This is a genomic window from Acinetobacter sp. TGL-Y2 (genome assembly GCF_001612555.1).
GTDB lineage: Bacteria > Pseudomonadota > Gammaproteobacteria > Pseudomonadales > Moraxellaceae > Acinetobacter.
In genome coordinates this window covers 457953-475434 of sequence record NZ_CP015110.1, presented here as the reverse complement: position 1 = coordinate 475434, position 17482 = coordinate 457953, and the positions used below count along the sequence as shown (strand labels likewise).

At 41.9% G+C, this 17482-nt stretch carries 17 protein-coding genes; 2 read left to right on the top strand and 15 right to left on the bottom strand.

The genetic code is table 11. The annotated features are described in order from the left end of the window. Window positions 1-36: 36 nt before the first annotated feature. From AMD27_RS02195 to AMD27_RS02145, 10 genes are all read right to left on the bottom strand, one after another. Window positions 37-315, bottom strand: coding sequence for a hypothetical protein (locus AMD27_RS02195; RefSeq protein ID WP_067655741.1), 279 nt, complete (start codon window positions 313-315; stop codon window positions 37-39). 122 nt (window positions 316-437) lie between these two features. After that, window positions 438-941, bottom strand: a complete 504-nt coding sequence (locus tag AMD27_RS02190; protein WP_067655738.1) for a DUF6586 family protein — start codon at window positions 939-941, stop codon at window positions 438-440. Between the two features lie 129 nt (window positions 942-1070). Then, window positions 1071-1325 (bottom strand): RNA recognition motif domain-containing protein, encoded by a 255-nt coding sequence (locus AMD27_RS02185; RefSeq protein ID WP_067655735.1) that lies wholly within the window; start codon window positions 1323-1325, stop codon window positions 1071-1073. A gap of 101 nt (window positions 1326-1426) precedes the next feature. Next, entirely contained in the window at window positions 1427-3415 is a 1989-nt protein-coding gene (locus AMD27_RS02180; RefSeq protein ID WP_067655732.1) for an ATP-dependent helicase, read from the bottom strand. 278 nt (window positions 3416-3693) lie between these two features. Further along, entirely contained in the window at window positions 3694-4839 is a 1146-nt protein-coding gene (locus tag AMD27_RS02170) for a glycerate kinase (protein ID WP_067655726.1), read from the bottom strand. A 328-nt stretch (window positions 4840-5167) separates the two neighbouring features. Further along, a complete protein-coding gene (gene topA / locus AMD27_RS02165; RefSeq protein ID WP_067655723.1) occupies window positions 5168-7807 on the bottom strand; it encodes a type I DNA topoisomerase in 2640 nt (879 codons plus the stop codon). Between the two features lie 30 nt (window positions 7808-7837). Continuing rightward, window positions 7838-8287, bottom strand: a complete 450-nt coding sequence (locus tag AMD27_RS02160) for a hypothetical protein (RefSeq protein WP_067655720.1) — start codon at window positions 8285-8287, stop codon at window positions 7838-7840. 351 nt (window positions 8288-8638) lie between these two features. After that, a complete protein-coding gene (locus AMD27_RS02155) occupies window positions 8639-9586 on the bottom strand; it encodes an IS5 family transposase (RefSeq protein WP_081405906.1) in 948 nt (315 codons plus the stop codon). A 189-nt stretch (window positions 9587-9775) separates the two neighbouring features. Next, entirely contained in the window at window positions 9776-10789 is a 1014-nt protein-coding gene (locus tag AMD27_RS02150; protein WP_067655717.1) for a hypothetical protein, read from the bottom strand. Window positions 10790-10894: 105 nt separating this feature from the next. Then, window positions 10895-11140 carry a SlyX family protein gene (locus AMD27_RS02145; RefSeq protein WP_067655713.1) on the bottom strand — a complete coding sequence of 82 codons (246 nt, stop codon included), beginning with the start codon at window positions 11138-11140 and terminating at the stop codon, window positions 10895-10897. Window positions 11141-11174: 34 nt separating this feature from the next. On the opposite strand from AMD27_RS02145, the gene AMD27_RS02140 reads away from it, so the two are divergent. After that, window positions 11175-13079, top strand: coding sequence for an ATP-binding cassette domain-containing protein (locus tag AMD27_RS02140; RefSeq protein ID WP_067655710.1), 1905 nt, complete (start codon window positions 11175-11177; stop codon window positions 13077-13079). Between the two features lie 102 nt (window positions 13080-13181). Here AMD27_RS02140 and ureG read toward each other — a convergent pair whose 3' ends face one another. From ureG to AMD27_RS02115, 5 genes are all read right to left on the bottom strand, one after another. Continuing rightward, entirely contained in the window at window positions 13182-13796 is a 615-nt protein-coding gene (gene ureG, locus AMD27_RS02135) for an urease accessory protein UreG (protein WP_067655707.1), read from the bottom strand. 106 nt (window positions 13797-13902) lie between these two features. Continuing rightward, window positions 13903-14568: an urease accessory protein UreF gene (locus AMD27_RS02130; protein WP_067655704.1), complete on the bottom strand. Its 666-nt coding sequence runs from the start codon at window positions 14566-14568 to the stop codon at window positions 13903-13905. Then, on the bottom strand, window positions 14555-15040 hold the full coding sequence (ureE, locus tag AMD27_RS02125) for an urease accessory protein UreE (protein ID WP_067655701.1): 486 nt from the start codon (window positions 15038-15040) through the stop codon (window positions 14555-14557). The genes AMD27_RS02130 and ureE overlap by 14 nt, the downstream gene beginning before the upstream one ends. A 152-nt stretch (window positions 15041-15192) precedes the next feature. Continuing rightward, window positions 15193-16080: a DMT family transporter gene (locus AMD27_RS02120; protein WP_067655698.1), complete on the bottom strand. Its 888-nt coding sequence runs from the start codon at window positions 16078-16080 to the stop codon at window positions 15193-15195. 123 nt (window positions 16081-16203) lie between these two features. After that, entirely contained in the window at window positions 16204-16803 is a 600-nt protein-coding gene (locus AMD27_RS02115; protein ID WP_067655695.1) for a lysozyme, read from the bottom strand. 199 nt (window positions 16804-17002) lie between these two features. Here AMD27_RS02115 and AMD27_RS02110 point away from each other — a divergent pair, with 199 nt between their 5' ends. Next, window positions 17003-17482, top strand: a complete 480-nt coding sequence (locus AMD27_RS02110) for a nucleotide triphosphate diphosphatase NUDT15 (RefSeq protein WP_067655692.1) — start codon at window positions 17003-17005, stop codon at window positions 17480-17482.

The following is a 17482-nucleotide window of genomic DNA, read 5'->3' as shown; positions in this document are numbered from 1 at the left end:
TCTTGTGCGGTTTTTTTGAAAGCATGGATAGATAGATCAACTCAAAAACTGCGGTTTTTCATCCAACACTTCAGCATTCCACTCATTTGATTGCTTTTCTAACAACGCCATTAAAGCCGCCTGAATCATGTGCTGCGCAATGACGGGCATTTGATCACCTAAAAGCGCTTTGATATCGTCATTAAATTGGATGGTGAGTAAAGGATCTTTTTCAGATTCAGCATTACGCAAAGCCAGCTCGCCACCTTCTAGCTGAACCAATTCCAGAATAGCCTCTTGAGTGCCAAACAACTCTTTTAACTGCTCTATAGACATACCACCCTCCATGACGCTCATGGTGGCAAAATGCTGAATGCACTTTGCATCACATCGACTTTCTTATATTGGAGCATATGAGCTAAATTTCAAGTCATTTTCTTAAACTGGCATGTTTAGTCTTAAAACTCAACCATTTCATTACGAAAACCATCAATGAGCTGGGTCAAATCACGATGCCATTCTCTTAAAATTTGTGCATCTGGCAACCATGCTTGTGGGGTTTGTGTCACCTTAATAATCAAATTTGAAGAGGTTTCTTGTTCAGGTTCAGGGGTACTCGGCTCAGGTGCATACTGACACATCCGATAGGCACGTTTCAGCTCTGCAATAAAACCATGCTTTGCCAATTGTTGTAATACGGTCACTTCAGGTGAGACTTGTCCTTTTTCTGCCATCAGCTCTTCAATCGATTTTAAGGTCGGCGCAGCGTCATTGAGTCGATAATACCGTACCAGTTCTTGCAGAAAAGCAAGCAATGCACCGTGCAAATGAAAGACCGCAGCTTCACGATGCGCTTGTGCCTGTTGCACATGATCAACTTGTTCAGCTTGCTGACATGACAAACGTGCAAAATATAATTTTTGGTTGGTACGATCAGCATGAAAGCGAGCTACACGGGACATGGACATCTTCCTTAAATTTGAACTTTTTGACTACACTCAAGAGTAAACTTAAAATTGTGAAGTTCACAATAAAAATAATGCTGATCCACTTTAATCAGACGAGAAAAAAGGAGCAAATGCTCCTTTTTGTTATTCCGCAACAGGTTTGTCTTCTGCTTGCTTAACGCGAATCCCTTGACCGTGTAAACGCAGTGTATTGAGCGCTTTAATCGCTTTCACACCTTCGCGTCCATTTGGCATTTCAACAAAGGCAAAACCTTTAGACTTCTTGGTGACTTCATCCATCACGATATTACATGCGTCTACTTTACCAAACTGTTGAAACAACTTAAGTAATTCAGGCTCTCGTACAGTACGCTCTAAATTACGAACTAAAATTTTCATCTTACAACCTTAAAATAGGCAAAATAATCAAAAAGCACTCGCCTACTCGACTTTTTGAACTTCGCAATTAAAAAAAAACCAAACAGCGCAATGTCGATAGTTTAATCGAGATCTATGCCAAAATCTAAATTAATCGACTGACGTTCAATTAAAGTACTTTTCACTGTTTGTTGACGGGTCTTGTAGTGGGTTTCTGTGGTACACAAATGTCGGGTCAAATCATTGAGAAAATAACTTTCAACTTTGCGCCCCTTCTCATCGACTTGCTCTTTCGCCCAAATGCTTAAATTTTGTTTGGTCAAAATCAGCTCATTTTGCGCACGTGTCAGCGCGACATAAAGCACACGGCGTTCTTCTTCGACATCATCAAAGTCACCTTGCGCACGTGCATTGGGGTACTGTCCTGCGGACACATTGGCCACATAACAGACCTTTTGCTCTGTTCCTTTGGCAGAGTGAATCGTGATCAGCGTCACCACATCATCTTGTGACTGACGTTCAATTTCACTGATCGAGACTGGATCGAGCACATAGGCCTCTAAAAATTCGCTCAATTGACTGTGTTTGGAGGCCAATTGTTTCACCAACTCAAAATCACCCTGACGGCGTTTCCAGTCTTTTTTATAATTTTCACTGAGCTGATGTTCAATCGCTTGTATCGCCAATCCCACACAGGCCTGTACTTCACTTCTAAGCACATCCATTTGTTTCATGATCAGTAAAGTTTCTTGCGGAATACGTCCAAACTTTTCCAGTTTATCGATAATTTTATCGGTGCTTGGTTCGAGCAGTAATTGCTGTGCTAGACGACTTGCGCCCACATCGCCCACACCATCCCACAGGGTTAAGAAACGCATCCAAGCGATATCATCCAATGGATTGGCAATCAGTCTCAATACACTCAACAGATCTTTTACATGTGCTGTTTCAAGCAGTTTCATCCCACCAATAAAACGATAAGGCACATTGGCTTGAATACAGGCTGCTTCAATATGGCGTGCGGCAAAGCTCGAACGTACTAAGACCATATGGTCGCGCCAAGGGCTGCCTTCTAAGAAATGGCGCTCTTTAATATCAATCGCAATCCATTTGGCTTCATCAAATTCATTCGGGAAAATATGCAACTTGGGTTTAATGCCATCCCCTCGATAGGCATCTAATCGTTTATCGTATTTAATTTCACTTTGATCGAGTAGCCAATTGGAGAGATCTAAAATCTCTTGCGTAGAACGATAATTTTTTTCTAATTTAAAAATTTCAGCATCGGGTACGCGGTCTTTAAAATGATGGATATTTTCAAAATCGGCCCCACGGAAACCATAAATCGACTGCGCATCATCACCCACACAGAACAAACTAACTTTGTCTTTTAAGGGTTCAAGCAGCGCCCATTGCAGTGGATTGGTGTCTTGCATTTCATCCACCAGCATATGCCGACAAATCGATGCCACATAATCCACCAGACCTTCGGACTGCTCTAAGGCAGACGCCACAATCGCCAAAATATCATCATAATCGAGAAAGCTACGTGCACGTTTTCGTGCCTCGTACTCTTTCATGATCTCTGCAATTTGATCTTTAAATGCCAAATGTTCAGGATGCTGCTTTTCTAAAGCCAAACTCAGTTTTTGACGTGTATTTCGTGCAAAAGAATACAAATCGCAAAGCTCCTGCGGCTTCGGCAATTGATTGGGATTCTTTTTGTCATCTTTACCGCGTATTAGGCGGAACATCATGATTTGGTCATCACGATCTATAATCGTGAATTGCTCCAAACCAAAGGCCTGCGGAATACGGCGCAGTAAATACATACAAAAGGTATGAAAAGTTGAGGCACGAAGTCCTTTGACTTGCTCACCCAGTGCCAATTCGACCCGCGCCACAATTTCACTGGCGGCACGGCGGGTAAAGGTTAAAATTTGAATTTGATTGGCAGGAATACCTTGCTCAATCAGGTAGGCTGCTCGCGCTACAATAGTCTTGGTTTTACCACAACCTGCCCCTGCAAGAACCAAACTGTGCTTGGTTTCAGTTGTCGCTGCTTGCTTTTGTTGAGCGTTTAACTCATTGATGAGCTGGGCCAGTGACATACAAATAATATCTTCAATATAAAAAATAGGATAGTAACATAAGTAAAAAAGTTAGATTTGAATGGCTTCACCCCAAAATAAGTATCACTTTGATTATGCAGAATACTATTCCACACCATATAGTGATAATGAAAATACTTTCACAAAGTTCGCCTTTCTTGTCGAATTCATTTTCACTCTTATTCTTACCTAACCATAAACTCAACAATAAAATTAAGATTAATACAACCAATCCCAGCATGTATGGAATTGCATTCAGTGCACTTAAATTCACAGCACTAATCATCTAGATGACATCCATTAAGAATTATTTTACTAACAGTATATTCCAAATTCTGCTTCCCATATTTTAATGCATTTTCTACATCCATCTGTGGCGGATTAATTGAAATAATTTGGCTAAAGCCATATGGATATAACTCTTCCACGCCCTCACCAAGCACACCTGCGAAAGCGATCACAGGTTTATTCAAAGCCTGCGCGAGCTGTGCAACCCCAAAGGGGGTTTTGCCCAATTGGGTTTGCCTATCTATTTTCCCTTCACCCGTAAAGACATAATCTGCGTTTGTTATTTTCTCAGCCAATTGGGTTTCTCGAATCATCAGTTCCACCCCCGACTGGATTTTGGTATGGGCAAAAGCCATCAGACCAAAACCGAGACCACCTGCTGCACCCGCCCCTGCCACATCACGTAAGTCGATGTTTAACTCCTTTTCAACCACATCTGCAAAATGCCGAAGATGATCATCGAGTTGTTGAACCATCTCTAGGCTAGCGCCCTTTTGTGGTCCAAAGACATAAGATGCGCCATGCTCACCGCAGAGTGGATTATTCACATCAGAAGCAATGATGATCTCGGTGTGTTTTAAACGCTTATCCAACGCTGACAAATCGATGCTTTTGATACGACCAAGCTGTCCGCCACCTGTGCTGACTTCCTCGCCCCATTCATCATAAAACTTGACACCCAAAGCTTGTGCCATGCCTGCACCCGCATCATTGGTCACGCTTCCACCCAAGCCAATAATGATTTTAGATACACCCAGATTTAAAGCATATTTAATCAGTTCACCCGTACCATAGCTACTGGTCAATAGCGGATTTCGCTGCTCAACAGCCAATAAATGAATACCGTTGGCGGATGCCATTTCGATGACGGCAGTGTGACCCGCATCAATCAAGCCAATTTCACTATGAAACTTTTGATGTGGCAAAGGTCCTGAAACTACACAGCTGTCTTTTTGACCTTTTAATGCAGTCACTAAAGCATCGACCGTACCTTCACCGCCATCTGCCATGGGAACAGACAGACAAATCGCATCTGGAAAAACCTGACGAATACCGCGTTGCATGGCAGCACAGGCCTGTTCAGCAGACATACATTCTTTAAAGCTATCGGGTGCAAGGACAAAGCGAAGTGGCATAATTGATTTTTTATGAAGAGGCTTTAGACCAACATACCTATTTTTTAAATCGAGATAAACGGTCATTCAAAAATATATGTGTTTAAGCCATAAAACTTTTGATGAATGCATGGAGTTGAATCGTAACCAGCTGCCTAGATCAAATCAGCGCTTAAGCATGTTTTGAGTCCCCAAAGCTCCTCTTATTCGGCAAGCTTGCCCTGCTGTGGATAAGTCATCCTTTATCCACACTGCTAAAATTACTTAAATAAAAAGTTTAAACACCATTTATTAGCGATAAAAAATGCCGACTTTCGTCAGCATTTTTCAGATTCTGAAACTAAAGTATTTAAGCTTCAGCCCATTTTCCATCACGATATACCATACTCCACTTGGTTTGTTTACCTTCAGCATTTTCAGAGCCAACATATTGTTCTTGGTTCTTACGACTGAATTTCACCAGTGTTGGATTGCCGTCTGGATCTTGATCTGGCGCCTTTAAAATAAATTGATACTTCGGATCAAGCTGTTCAGCCACAGAGCGCAGTTCTGATACCTTCGGTGCACGTGTTTCACGGACTTTAGGAAACTTGCTTGCTGCCAAGAATAATCCTGCCGCACCATCACGAAGGACAAAGAAGTCATCATGTTTGGTTGAACGCAAATGTTCCATTCGAATCGGGTCGACACGTGGAGGTGCAGGCTGACCGCTTTTCAACACTTTGCGGGTGTTGTCACAGCTGCCACAGGCAAAGTAAGGTCCAAAACGACCTGTCTTCAACTGCATTTCACCATCACACTTGTCACATGGAATACTTGGGCCGTCATAGCCCTTAATTTTGAACTCACCTTCTTCAAGTTCAAAACCGGCACAGTCTGGGTTATTCCCACAAACATGTAACTTGCGTCCGCCGTCAATCACGTAGCTGTCCATTGCGGTTTCACAAATTGGACAACGTTTTTTTGACATTAGGTCAGCAGTTTCTGCACCTTCATCATCCGACAAAACAGCAAGTGACTCAACAGGCGTCAAGTTAAACGTGCCCTTACAGCGCTCTTTTGGCGGTAAGTTATAACCCGAACAGCCCAAGAACACACCAGTTGTGCCCGTACGAATCTGCATCGGACGGTCACACTCTTTACAGTGAACCGATGCCACTTCCACAGGCTGATTACGGCGCATGCCGTCTTCACCTTGTGCCGTGGTTAAACGCTTTTTGAAATCACCGTAGAAGTTGTTCAGTAAATCTTTCCAATTACGCTCACCATCTGCGACTTTATCCAGCTGACCTTCAAGGTCAGCGGTAAAGGCATAGTTCATGAGGTTATTGAAGTTTTCGTCTAAACGATCCGTTACGATTTCGCCCATCTTCTCTGCAAAGAGACGACGGTTATCCAGCTTCACATAACCACGATCTTGAATAGTCGAGATAATCGCGGCATAGGTGGATGGACGACCAATGCCTTTTTTCTCGAGTTCTTTCACCAATGACGCTTCGGTAAAACGTGCAGGTGGCTTGGTAAAATGCTGCGAAGGATCAAGTTTATTTAGCTTCAGTACTTCACCGACTTTCACCGCAGGCAATAAAATATCATCATCTGCTTTGTTGGCACCACGGACTTTGGTAAAACCATCAAATACCAAAGTACGCCCTTTCGCTTTAAGCTCAACGCCATTGGCATTAACCAAAATCGTCGATGACAAATATTCAGCTGAGGTCATTTGACACGCCACAAACTGACGCCAAATCAGGTCATACAAACGCTGTGCATCACGATCTACACCAACAAGTTGATCACCGCTTAGGGTGATCGTTGAAGGGCGAATCGCTTCATGCGCTTCTTGCGCACCCGCTTTGTTGCCATAACGATTCGGTTTAGCCGGAATATAGGTTTCACCAAATTCAAGTTCGATGTAATTCCGCGCCATATTGACCGCATCATCACTTAAAAAAGTGGAGTCCGTACGCATGTAGGTGATAAAACCTGCTTCATACAAACGCTGTGCCATGGTCATGGTTTTCTTTACAGAGAAGCCCAAACGTGTGCTGGCTGCTTGTTGTAAAGTCGATGTGATGTAGGGCGCGCTTGGATTAACCTTGGTCGGTTTATCTTCACGAACTGAAACGGTATATTCAGCATCTTTTAGAATGTTTAGCAAAGCATCTGTTTGTGCTTTATTTTGCAGCTTTAAGGTTTTGCCACCTTGTTTGACTGCTTCTAAACGAATGTGATCTTTTTTCGACTGTGTATCTGCAAAAACCTGCCAATATTCTTCAGGAATAAATGCACGAATTTCACGTTCACGCTCAACCACCAGCTTCGCAGCGACAGACTGTACACGACCTGCCGATAACCCACGAGCAATCTTTTCCCACAGCAGTGGCGAGATCATAAAGCCCACAATACGGTCCAAGAAACGACGCGCTTGCTGAGCGTTGACTTTGTCTGTATCTAAGCGAGAAGGCTGTTTAAAGGCTTCTTGAATGGCATTTTTGGTAATCTCGTTGAAGACCACGCGTTGATAACGTGATTCATCTCCACCAATGACTTCTTTTAAATGCCAAGCAATGGCTTCCCCCTCTCTGTCCATATCCGTTGCGAGATAGATTTCATCGACTTGAGAGGCCAGCTTTTTCAGTTCAGCCACGACATGCTCTTTGCCCGGCAGCACTTCGTAATGTGCTTTCCAGTCGTGTTCTGGGTCTACCCCCATGCGATTGACCAATGCGGATTGTGCTTTTTCAGCCTTCTGCTCATCGGTCAACTTAGCACGTGTTGCGGTTTTTTTTTCCGTCGATTTTGAAGCTCCCGTAGGCAAGTCACGGACGTGACCTACAGAAGATTTCACAATATAGTTTGAACCTAAGTATTTATTAATGGTTTTCGCTTTTGCAGGCGATTCTACAATCACTAAGGCACGTTTTTTCCCAGCATCAGAGGTTTTTGCTGTAGCGCTTTTGGATGTGGACTTAGGAGCATTCGCCATAATGAACCGTTATTCCTATTTCTGTAAGAGTTAAATTTCAGCCAATTTTATTAAAAGTTCTTTCATATCATCAAGTTGTGTTGCTATCAAATCAGATTCTTCGTCCCAATAGAGCCCAACACAATTTGACTGCATATCAATAGCATAAATCCCCTTTAATGCAATGGGAAAATCATTAAATTTCTGATCACCCTGAACCACGTGAAGTTTTTGCTCTTCGACGCGTGCTCGCATTAACAGTAAACGACCTTCTGGAATAATGACACTATAGTACGCCACCATACTGGCACGATTTTCTGTCGCTTTTGGAATTTTCGTCCAATCCGGCGCCGCAATCAAACGGGGATGTAAACCCATTTTTCGTGCTTTATCACGCATGATACCGAGTGCTTTTTCTCTTGGACTGACACGTAAGCCAAAAATCGAACCCAATATAAAAACCACGATGAGGATCGTAATCCAAAGACCAGCATTTTCCATAATTCACCTTTTGATTCTTATATTAGAGTTGCATAAGGTGAATATAAAACGCAAGACGAAAATGAAAATAGCCCCAGAAATGCATCTTTAAGGCTACTTTTGCAAAATCCACACAGGTTGGATCCGCTCATTTAAAGCATGTTCTTGATAAAATTCCATCCATGACGCTGAAGATTCAATTGATGAATTTAAGCTTTTTCCGCATGCCCTCAACTGATATTCGACTGTAGGGGGTATTTCAAAATACATTTAATTGATGATCAGCTGATGCTTTTCTAATAACTTTAATAGTTTAGACAGGCTTTGTTGCACAAAGGTTTGAAAGGCAGAGCTACTCTAAGTGAGCCAAATTTAAGTGACAACTTGGGTATGAGGGCGACCTAATTCCGTAAATTTATTTAACACTGCTATACGTGCGTGAATCTCATTCACCTGACTAGGGAAACTCCTTGCTGTTAATTTATCGCCTAATAATTTGATGCAATGCATCTTGGTTTCTACCAAACTTCGACGGTGATAACCAGACCACCTTTTCCAAAGGGATCTTCCTGAGAAGCACTGCTTCGCAAGATTGACTGTTTTCAATAACTCATTCCGCTCTATAGACCTCGCTTGCTGATCTTTCCAAGGCTTTGCATTTTTCCTTGGTGGTATTACCGCATGTGCATCTCGATCTAAAATGACTTGTCGGCAATGCTTGGTGTCATAAGCACCATCCGTATAGACAGAATCAATTTGCTCATCCAAGGGAATTTGAGCAAGTAAATCTTCTAATACTTGTGAATCACTGACATCATTTGTAGTGAGTTGTACAGCCCGTATTTGTAGGGTTTTAGCGTCTATACCAATATGCAGTTTGCGCCATTGACGACGGTATTCAGGCTGATGTTTCTTACGTTTCCATTCACCCTCACCTAAAAATTTCAGACCAGTAGAATCGACGAGTAGATGTAGTCCATCACTACTTTTCTGATAGCTAATTGCGATATCAATATGCTTTTGTCTTCTGCATATGGTCGAATAATCTGGTGCTGCCCAATCTAATCCACAGAGTTTAATCAGACTTTGAACAAAGCCTGTGACCATACGTAAAGATAGGCGAAATAGAGATTTGATCATCAAACAGCATTGGATAGCGGTATCGGAATAGGTGTGATTTCGACCGTGTTTACCTTTTGGCTGGGCATACCACTGAGTGTTAGGATCAAACCAAATGGAGATATTTCCTCGGTTGATTAAGGTCCGATTATAGGAAGACCAATTGGTTGTACGATAAATTTTAGGCGTAGGCTTGTTCATTCAGAAATTATATTGCTGAATAAGCATCTAATGGTAGGTTTGTGCAACAAAGCCTGGCAAATGTATAACCTCTAATGATAAAAAGCGGCGTTTTGAAATCAAATGAAGACGATCATTCTCAATCGAAGCTCTCCATTAAATCTCTCTAAAACAGACTCGGCTTTAGAGAGATTATTGGAAGGAGTTTAATTAATTCAGAAACATTTCATGACTGTAAATGACCGAATTTCCATTCCAGTAAATGTAGCCTTTATCGAGCATTTCTTTGAGCAATAGTCGAACATCTGATTTTGGAAATAATTGCTCTAATAAATCACGTAGCTGATAAATATCTTTGGGTTTTTCAGACTTGAGTTGATTCAGCTTTTGAATGACTTCCATTTGAACGGGATCAATCTGCTCAAAGTTTTTAAACAAATCATCTTGAATGTTTTTAACTGCGATACGCGAGTCGACTTCAGCCAAAATTTGTTGAGAATTGGTCTGTAGTTTGGCAAGCAATGAATCGACTTTAGCCAGTTTTAATTCAGGTTGAATCGATGCGGGTTCAACATCAAGATCTAACTGTAGCCATTGTTTCAGAACTTTCTTACGAAATGAGATCTGTTCTTGTTCTTTTTTGACCAGTTTTAAATTGATCAGCATACCCAATATATGCTGGGTTTGATCTGTGTCTAGATTCAAAATATTGGCGATCGAGTTTTTGAGCTTCAAAACAGTATTCGGTTTACCTGACATTTTCGCCAAAGTATCACAGTATTTTTTAATCTGTTGCAGCTGTGGATTTGCCAAAATTGCATCAAGACTTGGAATCAAGCTTTTGGCTTTAGCATCTGCTGCATCACGTTTGAGCTGAATCAAATGACAACTGAGACCTGAGGCCGCCATCATCTCGATGAGCATGTGACTACTGTCCATGGTTGAAATGACTTCAATGTGGGCTTCAGGTTCAAGCAGCGCCAATAACTGCCCTACCACCACTGCATATTCAAACTCTTTTTCTTTGGCGGCTAAAGTATCTAAAACAATCACCTGACCACTATTGATCCAGCTCGCCAGTTCAGTTAAATCAATCAAAGGAAATTCAAAACGACCTTGTCCATTAAAGATATATAAAGTCGAAAAATGCTCAATAATATCTCTAAATAGTTGTGCTGTCGGAGGATTATTTTCCAGATCTAAAAGTACAACTTTGGCATTCATAGTCGTTTTCAAAAACTCGTAAAGTGAAGGGTTTATTACAACGCTGTTATCGATAAAGGTCAAATAAAATACATTCATCTGACAAGATTTAGATGAAGTGAACTCTTAATAATGCGGTGGACGGTCTGAAATCGGATCAAAGCTGGCAATTCCATCATCTAAGGAGGCGCCTTCAACACGTTGATACAAAATTTTCATTTGTTTCTTCAAATCATTGATTTCACGGTCTTGAATGGCAATTTGCGTGTTGAGTTGATCAACTAATTCATCTAAAAATGCAATTCGGACTTGCAAATCTTCTATGGGTGCGGAAAATGACGCCTGTTCATTAAAATTTATTTGTTTAGTCATTTTAAGTCCTCCTTGTAGGATTTCAGGAAACAGTATGGCCTATATTACGTTAAGGGATGTCCAACTTGCATTTGGCGGACCCTCCCTGCTCGACGGCGCGAACTTTAACTTAGAGCGCGGTGAACGAGTTTGTTTGATTGGCCGTAACGGTGAAGGTAAGTCTACTTTACTCAAGCTGATTGAGGGAAGCTTACTGCCAGATCGTGGTGAAGTTTCTTTACAAAATGGCATTACCATTTCAATGCTTGCTCAAGATGTACCCATGGATTCAGGCAAAGTGGCTGATATCGTGGCAGATGGTGCTGGTGAAGCAGCCACTGTGCTTCGTGCTTACCATGAAGCAAGTGATGCCTGTGTACTCGGTGATATGGAAGCATGTGACCGTATGGGCGAGCTTCAACACAAACTGGATCAAGTCGATGGTTGGGCACTTGAGACCAAAGTAAATTCAATTTTAAGTAAAATGGGTCTTGACCCAGATGCTGACTTGGCCGATTTGTCAGGTGGTCGTAAGCGCCGTGTACTGCTTGCTCGTGCCTTACTGACCCAGCCAGACGTATTGCTACTCGATGAGCCAACCAACCATTTGGACGTTGAAAGTATTGAATGGTTAGAAAAATTCTTGCTTGATCAAAACAATCTCACGCTTTTATTTATCTCGCATGACCGCTCATTCGTTGACAGCATTGCAACACGTATTGTTGAGCTTGACCGTGGCACGCTACGAAGCTACGAAGGTAACTATTCACGTTACTTAGAACTTAAAGCCATGCAAATGGAAGCTGAAGAAAAACAAAATGCTTTATTCGACAAAAAGCTGGCTGAAGAAGAAGTTTGGATTCGCCAAGGCATTAAAGCGCGCCGTACCCGTAATGAAGGTCGTGTGCGTGAACTCAAAGCCTTACGTGAAGAATCAAAAGCACGTCGTTCGCAGCAAGGCAAAGTCAATATGGGAACGCAAGATGCCAACCGTTCAGGCAAACTTGTATTCGATATTGAAAAATTAAGCGTCGCTTTTGGCAACAATGCACCCATCATCAGAGACTTCTCTGCACTGGTGTTACGTGGCGATCGTATTGGTTTAGTTGGCGACAACGGTGTAGGTAAAACCACCTTGATCAAAGCGATCTTGGGTGAGCTTGAACATACTGGTTCTGTGAAAACAGGAACGCAGCTTGAAGTGGCATATTTCGACCAATTGCGTAATGCCCTTGATCTTGAAAAATCGGTGAAAGATAACGTCTCTGAAGGTTCAGACTTTGTTGATGTTACCGGTGGTCGTCGTCATATTTATAGCTACCTACAAGACTTCTTATTCTCTCCAGAACGTGCACGTACACCTGTAAAAGCCTTGTCTGGTGGTGAACGTAACCGTATTTTGCTGGCGAAGCTACTCCTTAAACCATCGAACTTAATCGTGATGGATGAGCCAACCAATGACTTGGATATGGTGACGCTAGAGCTGTTAGAAGAAATGCTAGGCAGCTACAAAGGTACTTTGCTCTTGATCTCGCATGACCGTGCATTTATGGACAACGTTGTGACGTCGACTTGGGTATTTGATGGCAAAGGTCATATTGATGAATACGTCGGTGGTTATCAGGATTATTTAGAACAACGTCCTGACCAAACTGCGGTCGATCAAAAAAGTGATGTGAAAAAAGCCCTCGCCAAAGCTGAAGCAACGGCTGCAGCTGCTGCACCGAAAAAAGTAAAACTGAGCTATAAAGATCAGCGTGCTTTAGAACAATTGCCTGTTGAAATGGAAGCTTTGGAAAAAGAACAAGCCGACATCAATGCAAAACTTGCTGATGGATCACTGTTCATTTCAAACAATGATCAAGCGATGAAATTGTCTGCACGTTTATCTGAAATTGATGAGCAATTGCTTGAGAAATTAGAGCAATGGGAACAACTTGAAGAGATGAGCAAAGGCTAATCCTTTGGTCATTTTGACTGTTTAATTACTGATGTTTTAAACAAAAAACTCCGTCTACTTGACGGAGTTTTTATATCTAGATGTCTCTGCGCTTTCAGATTCTTAGGATTTAAACAGCCCTTGTTTTTCAATGAATGAAATAATCTCGGCTACACCCTCTTCAGTTTTCATATTTGAAAAAAGGAAGGGTTTATCACCCCGCATCCGTTTCGCGTCTTGATCCATCACCTCCAAATTTGCCCCCACCATCGGCGCTAAATCTGTTTTATTGATGATGAGCAAATCGGACTTGGTAATGCCCGGCCCACCTTTACGTGGGATTTTTTCACCGCCTGCAACATCAATCACATACAAGGTTAAATCAGACAATTCTGGACTAAAGGTCGCCGCCAAATTATCGCCCCCACTTTCAATGATAATCAGCTCTAAACCATCAAATTTTTCACACAGATCATCAATTGCAGCAAGGTTAATTGAGGCATCCTCACGGATCGCTGTATGCGGACAACCGCCTGTTTCCACACCGACAATTCGGTCTGGGCTCATCGCTTCATTGCGGGTGAGAAAGTTGGAATCTTCTTTGGTGTAAATGTCATTGGTGACCACTGCCATATTGTATTTATGACGTAAAGCACGGCATAAATTTAAAGTCAGCGCTGTTTTACCTGATCCGACTGGACCACCAATACCCACGCGAAGTGGCGAACGTTGTGTCATTTTTTATTTCCTTTTCCCTCTCCCCAACCCTCTCCCATAGGGAGAGGGGGAAGTTAGAATTCCCTCTCCTCTCAGGAGAGGGCTAGGGAGAGGTTTGTTTTAAATTTTAAGATCTAAACAATCTCGAATACTGTGTTTCATGATGCATACTGAGCATGGCGTACTGCGGTAAGGCACTACTCAGCTCATCATCTTTTAAGCTCAAGGCTTTCTCTATGGCCTGCGGAATTAGGCCATGCAAATGCCATAAAATCCGCTGTCCGCTCATCTGCCCAAGCGGAACAGTTTTGACTGCACCAAGTACTTGGTTTTCTAGAACGGTAAAGGTATAAGCGGTTAAAACATCCGCTTCATTGAGCGCCAAGCGACCGCAGAGCTGCCCATAAACAGGCACAAATCCCATCTGCTTTTTGACCAACACAGGCATTTTTAATACATCCCGAATCCAAGAATTCATCGAAAATGCCAACTGTTTTGATTCGGCTAAAAGCTCTTTAGACTCTCGACTGGCACGATAAAGATTGGCCCAATATTCAAATTGCTGTTCATCTGCATGAAACTGCATGAGACGTTTTAAAACAGGCAGTTCAAAACGTACCAACAGCATTTCCAGTACCTCTTCAAAGTAAGTCATACTTGAGGCTTCATCATGAATCATGCCGATATCAATCGCAGTTTCCACCCCTTGCGAATAGCAATATGCCCCAACAGGCAGTGCTGTGGATGACAACGTCAACAGTTTAAGCAGATGAGTGGCATTAGTGATGGGCATGCGCGTGAATCGCTTTGATTGGACTTAGACGATGCTCATGGGTATGTTGTGCATAGGCACCACTTTCAGGCTCAAAAGGATGATCAACCTCAGATACATTTAAACCTAAACCCATGACCATTTCTGCAAGCACATGATCAGGCTCAAAATACAGTGCTGCTGGCGTGAGCATGAGTGGCACATGACGGTTGCCCAAGTGATAGGCTGCTTTGAGTAAATCAAATTCAGTCGGTGCAGTGACTTGCATCAGTCGTTCTGCTTTGGCATCGACTCTTAAAATCTCGCCGTGTTCAGTGGCAATATATGATCCGCTACGGAGTATGCCTGTACGAGGCAAGTCTGCCCCAATGTCTGTTCCTGTTTTTAAGGTGGCACGAAAACGGCTTTTTTGGCGAGTGTCAAAGCTCAGTTCAACCGTTTCAAATGCGCTTCCCTCTGGGATATGTTCTATGCGCTGCGTATAGATATTCATGCTTTCCCTTTTGTCACGATTCAATTTAAATTTGAATGAATTAATACATCAAAACTAAGCATTATTCATGCCAAAAAAGTATTTTATTGGTGCAGTTTTCTTATTATTTCTCTATTAAACACTCATTAACCAAAGGCTTATTTTTAATATGTCTAAGCCCAAATCACCAAAATGGCCGCGATGACCACCAAGCCTAAGCCCCAATGTTCAGCCTTTGCTAACTTTTCCTTAAAGAAATAAGCTGAGATCATTAAACTAAATAGAATTTCAATCTGCCCCAAGGTTTTCACCACAGGCACACTCATCATACTCATGGCCGTGAACCAACCGAGTGATGCCATGAAACTACAGACACTCACTTTAAATGTGAGTCCTGCTCTTTGCCACATTGCAATCAAAGTCTGACGACTAAACAGACTCAGATAAATCAACATACTGATACATTGAAAACCAATCACAGACAGTAGCACCCATGCCGCACGGTGAATGATGGGCAACATGCTCAGTTCTAGACTTGCTTCACGAACCAGCAATGAGGTAATTGCAAAGCAAAAACCACTGCCAATACCTATGGCTAAAGTTTTGGCTGAGAATCCTGTAAAACCATGCCCACGACTCAGTAGAAATACTGCAAATGCACCCAGCAATACGCCAAACCATGCCCACCATGACAAATGATCTGACAGAAAAGCCACCCCAATGATCGCCGCTATAATCGCTTCACTTTTGGCAAGTCCAACACCAATGGCATAATTTTTTTGTTTAAACAGTTGTACCATTAAAGCTGTTGCCAGAATCTGACTGATTCCTGCAATCAAAATATAAACCCAATATTTTGTGATGAAAGTGACGGAAGCTGTGACTGGGGATAAATGATAAAGACTCCCCAGATAAAGCAGCGCAAACGGTAATGCAAAGATAAATCGTGCAAGGGTCACGCCCCATACATCGACCGTCGTGCTCAGTTGTTTTTGAAATGCATTACGCCATGCCTGCATAAAGGCAGCCATGAGGGTAAATAAAATCCAACTGAACGCCATACCAGCTCTACTTTGATTTGGAAAAGAGGTTTATTTTATGCCTTTGAATATCAGATGACTCATCAAAAAAGGCTCAGTCAGTAATAGCAAAAAGTTTGTAAAATTTTAACCCTGCTGAATGACTTATCTTAAAAAGTAGGCTTTCTCGATGGCTCGACGGTTGACTAAGCCTTGTACGGTTTGTCCGCCCGCTTTAATCCAGACATCGAACTGGCTGCTTGCGCCTGCACAATCGCCTTGATTGAGTAATCTGAGTAAGGTTGAATTTTTAAAGGCGCCTGCCCCAATGTTATAGGTGAGTGATACCAATGCATCAAACTGGTTTTGTGTGAGTGGGACTTTGACTGATGAACTGACGGCTTTTTCAAATCGATTGAGATCATGATGCATAAATGTTCTCGCTTGTTCGAGAGAACATTGATCATTCGGCTGTACAGGGATGCCATTGGGATAAACCGTTGTACCGTATCCAATGGTACAGACACCTGCACTATCGTGATATGCCTGCAACTTTAAGCCTTCAAAATTACCAATCAGATCAATGCCTGCTAGACTCAATTGCGTAATTTTATCTGATGCAAAACCATAGTCTTGATGAGATACGTCTTGATCGACCGCAACCCCAATATTGGAGTCAGAAGGACTGTTATTGTGACGAGCCTCTTTCGCTTTTGAAAATTCTTTCAGAAATGAGGTGATCAAGTTTTTCCAAAAAGTGCTCATTGATGATGATCCAAAGCATATAGTTATGAAATACAAAATTAGCTAAATACCATAACAAACTATTCGTTTCTATCGTTTACTCTTTGTATTTAGAAGCAGTCAGAATCCATACAATTCAAAGAGATTACGTTAATACAATTGTTCCTAATCTTTAATCAGCATTTAATTTCAAAAATATCACATAAATTTTATACCAAATATGAATAATCCCTCGAAAACTCAGGCACTCATTGGTGTCGGTATTATGCTAATCGATCAAAATCAAAAGATTTTATTAGGCTACCGCAATAAAAAGAATGAACCCGCAACTTGGTGTTTTCCAGGTGGAAAAATGGACGCGCATGAGTCAATTGAGTATGCTGCAATGCGCGAGCTTTTGGAAGAAACCGCTTTAGACCTTAGTCAAGATGTAGAGTCTATTCAACCATTGAATACAATAATTGATCAAAATTCAGATGCTGTGAAAGTCACGTTTGGAACGATTTATCAACTTTCAGATGAGAGTTTAAAAACTCAAATTTGCGTGACAGAGCCTGAGATTTTTGAGCGTTGGGAATGGTTTAATATCAATGAACTTCCACAACCTCTTTTTCCTGAAACTGACGTAATGATTAAATATTATTTAAATCAGCCACAGGATAAAGGTTGGGCTATCTACAGCATTGCACAACCTAAATGA

What these genes read in the sequence shown, in the direction of transcription:
- AMD27_RS02195 (WP_067655741.1), bottom strand. Translation starts at nt 315, where the DNA reads ATGTCTATAGAGCAGTTAAAAGAGTTGTTTGGCACTCAAGAGGCTATT.
- AMD27_RS02190 (WP_067655738.1), bottom strand. Translation starts at nt 941, where the DNA reads ATGTCCCGTGTAGCTCGCTTTCATGCTGATCGTACCAACCAAAAATTA.
- AMD27_RS02185 (WP_067655735.1), bottom strand. Translation starts at nt 1,325, where the DNA reads ATGAAAATTTTAGTTCGTAATTTAGAGCGTACTGTACGAGAGCCTGAA.
- AMD27_RS02180 (WP_067655732.1), bottom strand. Translation starts at nt 3,415, where the DNA reads ATGTCACTGGCCCAGCTCATCAATGAGTTAAACGCTCAACAAAAGCAA.
- AMD27_RS02170 (WP_067655726.1), bottom strand. Translation starts at nt 4,839, where the DNA reads ATGCCACTTCGCTTTGTCCTTGCACCCGATAGCTTTAAAGAATGTATG.
- topA (WP_067655723.1), bottom strand. Translation starts at nt 7,807, where the DNA reads ATGGCGAATGCTCCTAAGTCCACATCCAAAAGCGCTACAGCAAAAACC.
- AMD27_RS02160 (WP_067655720.1), bottom strand. Translation starts at nt 8,287, where the DNA reads ATGGAAAATGCTGGTCTTTGGATTACGATCCTCATCGTGGTTTTTATA.
- AMD27_RS02155 (WP_081405906.1), bottom strand. Translation starts at nt 9,586, where the DNA reads ATGAACAAGCCTACGCCTAAAATTTATCGTACAACCAATTGGTCTTCC.
- AMD27_RS02150 (WP_067655717.1), bottom strand. Translation starts at nt 10,789, where the DNA reads ATGAATGCCAAAGTTGTACTTTTAGATCTGGAAAATAATCCTCCGACA.
- AMD27_RS02145 (WP_067655713.1), bottom strand. Translation starts at nt 11,140, where the DNA reads ATGACTAAACAAATAAATTTTAATGAACAGGCGTCATTTTCCGCACCC.
- AMD27_RS02140 (WP_067655710.1), top strand. Translation starts at nt 11,175, where the DNA reads ATGGCCTATATTACGTTAAGGGATGTCCAACTTGCATTTGGCGGACCC.
- ureG (WP_067655707.1), bottom strand. Translation starts at nt 13,796, where the DNA reads ATGACACAACGTTCGCCACTTCGCGTGGGTATTGGTGGTCCAGTCGGA.
- AMD27_RS02130 (WP_067655704.1), bottom strand. Translation starts at nt 14,568, where the DNA reads ATGCCCATCACTAATGCCACTCATCTGCTTAAACTGTTGACGTTGTCA.
- ureE (WP_067655701.1), bottom strand. Translation starts at nt 15,040, where the DNA reads ATGAATATCTATACGCAGCGCATAGAACATATCCCAGAGGGAAGCGCA.
- AMD27_RS02120 (WP_067655698.1), bottom strand. Translation starts at nt 16,080, where the DNA reads ATGGCGTTCAGTTGGATTTTATTTACCCTCATGGCTGCCTTTATGCAG.
- AMD27_RS02115 (WP_067655695.1), bottom strand. Translation starts at nt 16,803, where the DNA reads ATGAGCACTTTTTGGAAAAACTTGATCACCTCATTTCTGAAAGAATTT.
- AMD27_RS02110 (WP_067655692.1), top strand. Translation starts at nt 17,003, where the DNA reads ATGAATAATCCCTCGAAAACTCAGGCACTCATTGGTGTCGGTATTATG.